Source organism: Reyranella soli, from assembly GCF_007992495.1.
Classification (GTDB): domain Bacteria; phylum Pseudomonadota; class Alphaproteobacteria; order Reyranellales; family Reyranellaceae; genus Reyranella; species Reyranella soli.
In genome coordinates this window covers 1-10,803 of sequence record NZ_BKAJ01000244.1, presented here as the reverse complement: position 1 = coordinate 10,803, position 10,803 = coordinate 1, and the positions used below count along the sequence as shown (strand labels likewise).

Annotated in this window: 12 protein-coding genes; all 12 read left to right on the top strand. The window is 57.8% G+C overall.

Annotation, left to right across the window (positions count from 1 at the left end):
* Window positions 1–190, top strand: a 190-nt coding sequence (locus RSO01_RS48700; RefSeq protein ID WP_218037647.1) for a hypothetical protein, incomplete at its 5' end; no start/stop codon positions are given.
* Window positions 191–387: 197 nt separating this feature from the next.
* Entirely contained in the window at window positions 388–534 is a 147-nt protein-coding gene (locus tag RSO01_RS48100) for a hypothetical protein (RefSeq protein ID WP_170303832.1), read from the top strand.
* A gap of 78 nt (window positions 535–612) precedes the next feature.
* The gene (locus tag RSO01_RS43970; RefSeq protein ID WP_147156945.1) at window positions 613–978 is read left to right on the top strand and encodes a hypothetical protein; all 366 of its coding nucleotides are present in this window, start codon (window positions 613–615) and stop codon (window positions 976–978) included.
* Between the two features lie 80 nt (window positions 979–1,058).
* Window positions 1,059–1,781 carry an RHS repeat-associated core domain-containing protein gene (locus RSO01_RS50180; RefSeq protein WP_147156946.1) on the top strand — a complete coding sequence of 241 codons (723 nt, stop codon included), beginning with the start codon at window positions 1,059–1,061 and terminating at the stop codon, window positions 1,779–1,781.
* Between the two features lie 28 nt (window positions 1,782–1,809).
* Window positions 1,810–2,559, top strand: a complete 750-nt coding sequence (locus RSO01_RS43960) for a hypothetical protein (protein ID WP_147156944.1) — start codon at window positions 1,810–1,812, stop codon at window positions 2,557–2,559.
* Complete coding sequence (locus RSO01_RS43955) at window positions 2,540–5,452, top strand: RHS repeat-associated core domain-containing protein (protein WP_170303831.1); 2,913 nt, start codon at window positions 2,540–2,542, stop codon at window positions 5,450–5,452. The genes RSO01_RS43960 and RSO01_RS43955 overlap by 20 nt, the downstream gene beginning before the upstream one ends.
* 576 nt (window positions 5,453–6,028) lie before the next feature.
* On the top strand, window positions 6,029–7,948 hold the full coding sequence (locus tag RSO01_RS43950) for an RHS repeat-associated core domain-containing protein (protein WP_170303830.1): 1,920 nt from the start codon (window positions 6,029–6,031) through the stop codon (window positions 7,946–7,948).
* Between the two features lie 10 nt (window positions 7,949–7,958).
* Window positions 7,959–8,261 (top strand): barstar family protein, encoded by a 303-nt coding sequence (locus RSO01_RS43945; RefSeq protein WP_147156941.1) that lies wholly within the window; start codon window positions 7,959–7,961, stop codon window positions 8,259–8,261.
* Window positions 8,262–8,368: 107 nt separating this feature from the next.
* Entirely contained in the window at window positions 8,369–8,731 is a 363-nt protein-coding gene (locus tag RSO01_RS43940) for a hypothetical protein (RefSeq protein ID WP_147156940.1), read from the top strand.
* A 535-nt stretch (window positions 8,732–9,266) separates the two neighbouring features.
* On the top strand, window positions 9,267–9,737 hold the full coding sequence (locus RSO01_RS43935) for a hypothetical protein (RefSeq protein ID WP_147156939.1): 471 nt from the start codon (window positions 9,267–9,269) through the stop codon (window positions 9,735–9,737).
* 109 nt (window positions 9,738–9,846) lie between these two features.
* Window positions 9,847–10,296 carry a hypothetical protein gene (locus tag RSO01_RS43930; RefSeq protein ID WP_147156938.1) on the top strand — a complete coding sequence of 150 codons (450 nt, stop codon included), beginning with the start codon at window positions 9,847–9,849 and terminating at the stop codon, window positions 10,294–10,296.
* Window positions 10,297–10,350: 54 nt separating this feature from the next.
* A complete protein-coding gene (locus tag RSO01_RS43925; protein ID WP_147156937.1) occupies window positions 10,351–10,692 on the top strand; it encodes a hypothetical protein in 342 nt (113 codons plus the stop codon).
* Window positions 10,693–10,803 lie beyond the last annotated feature (111 nt).

The window sequence follows — 10,803 nt, the reverse complement described above, 5'->3', positions numbered from 1 at the left end:
TATGCCGACCAAACCTTCCGGTGAAGCCGCCGTTCCAATGCTCGTTCGCAGCAGAACGATCTATCTGACAACTTTGTATGATGCGCTCCATGCATCTCTCTTTTGGGGGGCGTTTGTCTTGTTTGCATGCGCGGTCATCATCGATGTCCGCAAGGACCCTTTCCAACGTACCTGGCACATGAGGCGTTGATTGGGAGGCGCCGACAATGACAGTTTGGTCATCAGTGCTCTTAGCGATGTTGGTCATCGGCCTGGCGAGTGCGTGGGCTGCTGCCAAGTTCAATGCTGAACTGAAGAGATCCCATCCCGTTCAATGCGCGACTTAGGTTACCCAGCTCTGTTTACGCCGGCCTCGGCACGCCGCGAGTTCCAATGGGCCGTGTTCTAATGTCTCGCAAGTATCGCCGCCTCGACAACAAGCGCCTTTCGGCGCTCGGAGACGTCACGTTTTTTAGCATGGTCATCAACTTTGCGCTGTTCATATTGTTGCTCTTCGTGCCGCGCGGCCAACCTGGAACCGGCTTTTGGTTTTGATTGTCGGAGCAGGATGGGTAAACGACGTGACCGATACTTCTGATCGCAACCTGCACAACCGCCCTAATGAGTATTTAGATGAGCGCACCGAGGCATAGGGATGCCCCCCTGACCTATCTGGAAAATAGGGAGCTGAGTGCTGTCACCTTTGTTCGGGACTACATTCAGCTTCACTTCGATGGGCCCGTCTTAAACGCTTATGTGTGGCCTAAGCTCAACAATGCGCTTGGAGTCTTGGAACAGCAGACACCGGGCTACCGTGACGCTCTTTGCGGACAGATCGGCAGACTTGTCATTGTCGCCGTTGCTGACCCCACAACGGAGATCTCACTTCACTTCGACAATAATACTGTCATTGCAATATCATTGCGCGAAGAAGATCGTGTCGGAGAGGAAGCGGCTATGTTCCAAGACAGAACTGGCAAGCTTTGGAATGTTTGGTAGGCAACAACACCGTCGATACCAAAGTGGATCTACAGGGCGGTTAGCCATTTCACGGCCCCGGCCGACGCCAAGTCGGCTCCATCATCGCCTCGTTCGACTCGGGCACGGGTGCGCTCACCAAGTTCGGCTACCAGCCTTACGGCAACAGTGCTGCTGCCGCCACGCCCTTCGGGTACACCGGACAGCGCTTCGATCAGGAGAGCGGGCTTTACTACTACCGAGCGAGGCACTACTCCGCAAAGTGGGGCCGCTTCTTGCAAGCGGACCCTCTTGGCCCTGAGTGGTCACCAACGTCGTCGAGCGACTCTCACGGAACGTATTCAGGATCGACGTACTCGCTACCGGAGGTCCCGAGCTTTCCAGACAATGGTTTCCCTGTAGTGGGACCGTTCGTTGTACCTACGTCACAGCCAACGATCGGACGTGACGTGGCGCTGTTGCCCACAGTGGCCCCGTCATTGCCGGCTCAGTCTGAACATTTCCAACCAACCTTGTCGATCCAGCTCGGACAGCCATCCGCTACGGCGCTGCAGCAGTTTGGAAGCCAGCACCTCTACGCCTACGTCTCAAACGACCCCTTGAACTTGATAGATCCACTCGGCCTTGCCGAACTAGCTGCCTCGCAACCACCTGTCCGGACGCCATGCATAGGTGGCCTGTGCAGTCAAGGCGGATCATATGGAAATGGCGGCCTTTTTCCCCATCCATTGCGACCAGGTCAATTTCTCTGCGACTACTGTGCAAAGCAGTTGTTTGACCTTGATGTAAAGAATCCCGAGGATCGAAAATTACTCGATCGATAGGCTTTTCTTCGTCATCGCTGGAGAGAACATGAAGGACCTCGCGGCTCAGTCGCACGATGGTCGAGAACTCGAATTTATGCTTGCGGAGCAAAAGCCGCTTGCGATGTTCCACGACATCATCTTCGCTGGTGCTGGTGAGGATGAAATTGATCGCAGTTTCGCTGGCTTCGTGGAGCAAGGCCGATTTGTGCGCCATGAAGACAGAGATCTTTGGGAAGATCCCCAGACCATCAACGGAAGGACCGCGCTTGGCACGCGTGTTCGCCTTTTTGCGTTAAGGGACCAAAAGTGGCGCATAGATGCCTATCTTTTGTTGGCCAGGGCCGCGAAAGGGCACCCTTGGAACGATGCTTTAGAGAGATTGGTAGGGCTGTTGCTCGGCTATACAGAAGAAGAAACCAGTGCGTGGGTCAAACACCTTCAGCAATTGCACGGGGGATGGGGTGCTGTTCCCGTCTATTTGGCAGTTACAGATAAGGATCTCGAGAAAATTCGCCAACTGGGCTTTAGGGCATTACCGATGGACCTGGTAAAAGAGCCGCTTCTACTACTCTGCAGTGCCGCACCCACTGCGCCGTTCCTAAAATCAGTACTTTCGAGCGAGCCGACTATCATGCTGAGGTTCGGGTTGAATGCGAGATTCTCCCTAGCGCTTCCATTTGAGCCGGCCGACGAAGGGCGAATCGTGCGCCTTTCTAAGGCCTCCATTCCAGAAGTTAATCTTAATATGAAGAGCAATCTCGAAATTGTTCGGCAGGGTGGCGATTGGCTCATGTGACTACCCAACGCGAGAACGAATAGCCGACGGCTATTTCTTCGCCGGCTATCGCAGCGAGGAGGACGACGCCAACGGCACGCAGCACGTCATCTACTACAATCCGCGCGGCAAGCCCGTGTTCGACATCCAGGATGCCGCCGGCCTCAACCGGGTGACGGCGACGGTCTATGACGGCCTCGATCGCCTTTCCGCGGTGACGCAGCCCGAAGGTGGCAGCACGTCATGGACCTACAACAACACTGTCAATCCCTGGGTCAACAACGTCGCCACGGTGACGCGCAATCCCAAGCCCGGCTCGCCGCTGTCCGCGACCACGACGTCCTACGTGTATGAACCCACCTTCAACAAGCCGACACGCGTCACGGATGCGCTCGGCCGGGTGGCACTGGCCGAATACGATCCCTGGACCGGCAATGCCGTGTCGGCGACCGCCGACGTAGGCACAGCGCCGCACTTCAACGCTCGCACGCAGTTCACCTACAATTCGGTGGGACTCGTGACGTCGGTCACCGACCCGATGGGCAGCGTCACGCGCTTCGACTACGACGGATACGCCAACCGCATCCTGTCGATCGCCGATGCCGGCACCGGCCGGCTGAACCTGACGACGACATGGGCCTACAATGCGCGCGGCGACGTGGTGTCCGTCACCGATCCCCGCGGCAAGACGGCCACCAGCACCTACGACGATGCCCGGCGGCTGATCACCACAACCTCGCCCGGCACCAGCGCGGCGCCGGCCGGGGTCGTGACCACGAACACCTACGATCCCGACGGCCGGCTTCTTCAGGTCCAGCAGGCCGCTGGCGGCAGCGTGCTGCGCACGACCAGTTCGACCTATACGCCCACAGGCAAGGCCGCGACGACAACGGACGCCAGAGGCAACGTCACGCGCTATACTTACGATCCGCTCGAACGTCTGGCCAGCGTGACCGACGCCGAGGGGCGTATCGCGCAGTTCACCTATGACGCGCTGAGCCGTCCCTATCGCACCTACAACACCGCCATCCAGGCAGGACCGCTGGTGCAGCGGACCTACACCGCTGATGGCCTGCTCGCGAGCCTGGCCGACGCCAACAGCAACACGACCTCCTTCGCCTACGATGGCTTCGATCGGCCGGCGACGACGACCTATCCGCTCGGCAGCACCGAGACCTTCACCTACGACGCCCGCGACAATCTGCTGGGCCGCAAGACCCGCGCCGCTGCCACCACCAACATCGCCTTCGGCTACGACACGCTGAACCGGCTGACCAGCAAGACACCGACCTCGGGCCCGGTAGTGACCTACAGCTATGACCTCAGCAGCCGGCCGACCGGCGTTAGCGACAACAGCGCCGCGATCACCCCCGCTGCGCCGCCGGGCGGCAGCACGGTCACCTACGGGACGAGCTACGCCTACGATGCCCTGAACCGGCTAACGGGAACGACCTGGGACCCCGCGCCGGCGGCGACGGCGCCGACGGCAGGGCCTCTGGTCACGTTCGGCCACACCTACAACAAAGTGAACCAGCGCATCGGCCAGACCGTCAACGACAACAACTGGCTCAGCTATCCGGCCGGTGCGCGTACGACCGACTACAAGCAGACGCCCGCCAATCCGCTCAATCAGTATACGACCATCGCCACCACCGGCCAGCCGACCATCACCCCGACCTACGACGGCAATGGCAACCTCACCTCCGACGGCACCTACACACTCGGCTATGACGTCGAGAACCGCCTGACGTCGGTCAATGGCGCGGGCAACACCGCCAGCTACGCCTTCGACACCCGAGGACGGTGCAAGTCACGCACCGTCAACGGCACGACCACCATCTCGGTCACCGACGCCGACGACCGCGAAGTGCTGGAGTACGACGGCGGCACCGGCGCTCTCCTGCGCTGGTACGCCTACGGGCTCGGACCCAATGCCGTGCTGAACCAGATGAATATCGCAGGGAGCACGCGGGCGATCTATGTGCCGGACATCCTGGGGTCGGTCATTGCGACGTTCGATTCGACCGGGGCACTGATGAAGTCGGCGTACCAACCGTACGGTACCAGCGCTGCAGCGGCAACGCCATTCGGATATACCGGGCAGCGCATCGATACGGAGACGGGCGGCAACTACTACTATCGGGCGCGACACTACTCGCCGGTTCTGGGGCGTTTTATGCAACCTGACCCGAATGGCTACACGAGCAACCTTAATCTTTATAACTATGTCGGGAACGACCCGCTAAACCGTGCAGATCCGCTTGGACTTTGGTCCGTCGACGTGAATCTCATCTTTGCAGGATTTTCCTTTGGAATAGGTGAAAACTCTGGCCAAGCATTTATCGTAGGCCGGTTCGGCGATGTCGGGATAGCTGCGACTATTACACCCCAAGCAGACATTCCCCTTGGAGATAGCGGCCGATACCCTTGTCATGGATGTGCCACGGACCGCGTAAGCTGGGACGTCGTCAAGGGCGGGGCCGGGTTCACGTTGGGTCCGGTTGATGCACAACTGATCAGTGCACAAGGATCTACCATCGTGAATGAGTATGGAAGGTCGGGTAACTTTCAAAGGTCTACTTCGATTCCGAGCGATGTCAACTATTCGGCTCAATACTCTATGAGTGGGAAGATTGGCGCCCGGGTAGAACCCGCTGGCTCCCTATATCAGGAAATAGGCACAAGTCTCTCATGGTCCGACGTAAGAAGCTTCCTAGGCATGCAACCGTTGCCGTCGGCACCTCCGCAAGGGTCAGGGCCGGCTGCGCCGTTACCAACGAGTCCTTCAACGCCGTCGCCATCCTTCGGCGCCGATCCTACATCCTGGCCCGGACCTGCGGCCTCTCCAGCGCCGTCATTCGACATTGGGCCAAGTCCATCAGCGCCGTTCAGCGCCCCAAATACCGGCAAGTAAGCGGTCTGCTAAGGGTACACTTTGAAGATCAACGGCCAACTCTTTAAGAAACGGCAGATACTGAGGAGTTTTGCCGTCTTCGCCATTACGTCGATTCTCGCGCGCGACATTTCGCTCGCACAAGGCCCTGACAGCACCTCTCTACCCCTTGCGCACGTAATAGTGACCGTTTCGAATCGAGATGTTCCTGTTTTTTTGGAGCAGCTAAGGCTTTACGCAGAGGAGAGGAACTTCGACTTAAGAAACTTCCCGAAGGAAGGGCAGCGCAGAGTTAACTTCTCTGTTCGAATTGGTCCTGACACCTTCTTCTACGTTCACAATTTTACCGGAGAGGCCCGGTTCAATTTAATCGCGTATTCTCATGATAGTCTTAGCAGCTGGACTCCGGCGTGGAATGCCTTAATCGACCGCCTTAGTTCTCGCTTTGGGAAGGACAACATTATTGTAAGACAACGACCCGAGTGACGATCGCAAAATCATTGCAAGAAAGGACCCTCGTACTTGGTCGTATAGACCATCACAGCGCCATCGAGCATGCAGGGACACGCTTACGACCTGCTCGGGTGGCTGACGAGGGTGACCGACGCCGAGGGGCGCATCACGCAGTTCACCTATGACGCGCTGAGCCGTCCCTATCGCACCTACAACACTGCCATCCAGGCCGGGCCGCTGGTGCAGCGGACTTACACCGCCGATGGCCTGCCCGCGACGCTGACGGACGCCAACGGCTATACGCAGTGCAGCGCCAGCAACAAACCAACATGCTTCGCCTATGACGGCTTCGACCGGCTGGCGACCACAACCTATCCCGATGGCAGCACCGAGACCTTCACCTACGACGCCCTCGACAATCTGCTGGGTCGCAAGACTCGCGCCAGCGCCACCACCAACATCGCCTTCGGCTACGACACGCTGAACCGGCTGATCAGCAAGACACCGACCTCGGGGGCGGCGGTGACCTACAGCTACGATCTTAACAGCCGGCCGACCGGCGTGAGCGACAACAGTGCCGCGATCAACCCCGCTGCGCCGCCAGGTGGCAGCACGGTCACCTACGGCACGAGCTACGCCTACAATGCCCTGAACCGGCTGACCACAACGACGTGGGATCCGGCCCCGGCGGCGACGGCGCCGGTGGCGGGTCCGCTGGTCACCTTCAACCATACCTACAACAAGGTGAACCAGCGCATCGGCCAGACTCTCAATGACAATACCTGGCTGTCCTATCCCGCGGCGACGCCCGCGACCACCGCCTACACTGCCAACAGCCTCAACCAATACACCGCCGTCGGCGCCGTCACCCCGACCTACGACGGCAACGGCAATCTCACGTCCGACGGCACCTATACGCTGGGGTACGACCTCGAGAGCCGACTGACATCGGCCAACGGCGCAGGCAATACCGCCACCTACGCCTTCGATGCCCAGGGACGGCGCAAGTCGCGCACCATCAACGGCACCACGACCATCTCGGTCACCGACGCCAACAACCGCGAGGTGCTAGAGTACGACGGTAGCAGCGGCGCGCTCCTGCGCTGGTATGCCTACGGGCTTGGACCCAATGCGGTGCTGAACCAGATGAACATTACTGGCGGCACGCGCGCGACGCTGCTGCCCGATCAGCTTGGCTCGATCATCGCGTCATTCGCCTCAAGCACGGGGGCGCTCGTCAAGTTCGGTTACCAGCCCTATGGCACCAGCGCCGCTACTGCCACGCCCTTCGGGTACACCGGCCAGCGCTTTGATCAGGAGAGTGGGCTCTACTACTACAGGGCGCGGCACTATTCGCCGCGGCTCGGACGGTTTCTGCAGACTGATCCGACAGGCGCAGCGCTCCTCTATGCCTATGTGGATAACGACCCGTTGAATTCGATCGATCCGACAGGTTTGGCCGCCGAGAGTGGTTGGAGCAGTGGTGGCTGGGGTCCCAGCATCGGCGATTCTGGCTCGGGCAGCGGCCCAACCACATGGTCGGGGACGCCAATGCCGGCTTCATTGATACCCACGGGAGATTCGGCGCCCTACACCGGCTCAGGAACTCCCGCTCCTGTGGTTTCACCAATCCAAACGGTCTCTCCGACCCAAAACCCACAACGAGACCCAAACGTTCAGCTTGCGCAAAGTGGCTATGACGTTCGGATTGTACCAATTCCCGGGGTGTCCCCAACTCTAGATCCCTGGAACCTAAACAGGAATTCGATATCCGCCGTGGAGCAGCAGCAAATCGGGGATGCGCTACGAAACATAGATAGCGGCATTGCTTCGTCTGCATTGAATCAGGTTATGAACCCGCACCCATATCGCAACCGGCCCGAACCAATGACTGGCGCACAATTGCCACCGCCGAGCCCACAGGGATATACGACATACTATGTTAATGCTTTCAGAGGTCTTCCTGGAACTCAGCGACTAGTCATTGATCAAGGTACCGGAGCTGCGTTTTACACAAACAATCACTACAAGAGCTTCTATCCTGTCATCGTCATCAACCCATAAACGGCCAAACATGCGCGTCATCGAAGTCGATGGGCGATCGTGGAGATCGATAGTCGATGTCTATGATGGGCTCGTTCGCGCCCTTGGTGGGTCCGAAAGCTACGGGCGCAGCATTAACGCCCTGATGGAGTTGATCGTCTGGGATCAATCCGAACCCGTTGCGCCATACTTGATTCGGGTTACAGGAGTTCGAACTCAATCGGCCGAAATCCGTAGTGAAGTGGACTTCATCCAACGCGCATTGCTTGAGGATCGCTCTGCATGTCGTGCGCAAAACGGATACGACATTGAAGCCCACTTTGAGATTGTATAGCCGCGTCATCAGTGGCGCATAGGTGCATGATGATACCTACCCGAAGATGCTTTGTCGGGCTGTCGGTGATAGCAGCAGCGCCTTGGCCAAGGGTCAGAGCAGAGCCGATGCACAACTTCGCCGTACGGCAAAAGTGGTCGATCAAGTCGCCTACGCCAACGACGGCCAAGGTAATCATTGGCCGCATTGAATCGAGAGCTGATAAACGCGTCATTCATGTAAGCATTGTTGAAATTCCCAACCCCCTAACAACGGTAGCTGAACCATTCAGCATAGATCATGTGCCGTTTGATGAGCGTGCGCTTGCCAATTCGGTCGATCGGCTGGTCTCAAGCGACGCGAATCCAGCGCCTGACTTCGAAGGCGGCTACAACCGATGGCACTCTGACGCGAGCGCTGGCGTTTTCGACCTTGATGTCTCTCGAGTAATTGCTGCATTTCTCGAGGTAGTCTTGAAGCGCCGAGCCTAGGGCGTCTAGTCGTGTTTAAGAATTCCGGGCCAGCCGTCCATAAACTCAAACTTGCTCAAGTGACGAGAGATCGGACATGGTGGAAAGGCACACCAAATTCAGTCCACTTTCAAATGCCGTTAAAATGGCTGCGGTGGTCCTCTCGTTGATCGGAATCTTAGGACTCCTGGGTACAGGTGTTTGCGAGCATATCGTCGCAAATGCTCCCCCGGCAGCAGCTCAAGAAGCTGGACTGACAGAAGCGGTAATGTTCAAGGGACACCAGCGCTTCGTCACTCAAGGGACCGCGAATCTATGCATTGCATCCGAGAGTGTAGCAGCAGCAGGTATAGGAGCGGGCCTCTTGTTGGGCCTCGCTCTGTACGCCTTTTTTGGGCGCCTTCCGCATGAATAGCGAGACACCTCATAACGACGAGTCAACGTGAGGCTTTTGATTCACCTTTCGCGGAATAGTCGTCTCGTTCTCCTGCATTGCCGTCGTCGTGGTCCTTCAACAACGCTACAGGAGTAGCGGATTGAGGTGGGGAGTTCGCCAATGCGCCGCCTGTTCTACGTCATCGGCATTGTGGCAGTGGTTGTCGTCGCGGTGATCGCCGTTGGTATTGGCGTGGTCGCCTACAAAGGAAACGCCCTGGATACGGAAAGCAGGGCTTTTGTCGACAATGCAGTGTCAGCCATCGCCGGTACCTGGACCAAGCAGCAACTGCTTGAACGGGCCACGCCAGAACTTCGCGAGAAGACGAAGCCGCAGGAGTTGACTGCGCTCTTCGACACACTCTCGCGGCTTGGCCCTTTGGTCGAGTACGAAGGAGCGACGGGCCAGGCGACGATGTCGTATATGACCGGCTCCGGCGGTGGCATCTCCGCATCCTATGTCGCCAAGGCTCGCTTCCGAAACGGCGGCGCAAGCTTTCGGATCGGTCTCGTGAAGCGCGACGACCAATGGATGATCAACAGTTTTTACGTCGACTTAGTGCCGCCCGAGCAGCCTGGGCGGCGAATCTGAGGCCAATAACAATGCGGGCCGCCGACCTGCCAGGCCGGATGATCGACGTCAGCGGCGGAGGTCGCCGTTCTCCAGTTGGAGCAAAATAACTCACCCACCGAGGGCAGCCGTGTTCCCAGTCTCAATCGAAGGAACAGCAAATGCAGGATCTCCCGAGGGCATCGATCCTGAAAGTGTCGTGAAAGCAATATGCGACGATCTTCAGCGACAGCGTATTATGTTCCAGACAAAAGGTCCTGAAGTGGAATTCCGAAACGGGGCGTTCTCTGTATTTCCCTTCAATCGATACAGCACTGTCGACAGTGGAAAAATCGTCGTGACGGCTGAAGCTATTCACTATGAATTATCAACGAAACTCTTGGTCATACTTCTTTCTTTTTCCGGCCCGCTGCTCGGCTTCCTAGTTGCTCTCAAAGAGGCCCATTCGATCATCGCTTGGATTGGCATACCAGCCGCCACCTGGGCTTGTCTCATTGGCATCAACTACATGATCATCAAGTATCGCAATTACTTGTTCATCCAGCGGCTGATCCACCGCACTCCTACGCAGATGCGTTGAGCGACGCTGCTCGCCCTCATAACAGAAAGGACGATCTGACTGTTTAACGTCGCCATGCAGTTCCTAATCAGTGCCCTTTCGGGCCTCGTTCTCGTCGCGGTTGCGACGGCCATTGTCTACCAGCGCAACAAGGGCAAGCTATCGGTCGGCAAGAGCTACCTCAAAGGACTGCTCCACCTATTCAGAGTCATGGGGTGGATGTTCATGGTGTGGGGAGTGTTGTTTGTCCCCGTGGTCGTTACTGACCTGATCGGCTTCAGCCACTGGGGCTACCCTTGGTGGTCGATATTTTTTGTCTTCGCGTTTGTCGCCCTCGGCTACGCCTTGCAGAGGCTAATGAAATACATTCCTCGTGATCCAGACTGGAACAACATGTTTGCTTCCAAGAAGGAATGAGGGACGTTGCCCAACATAAGTGACGTCGTTGCACTAGGTGTGTGCCGACATCCACTCGTTCTTCGGCCTTGGGGATCGGTATATTTTTAGCCGGTGACCCGGGATCTCACG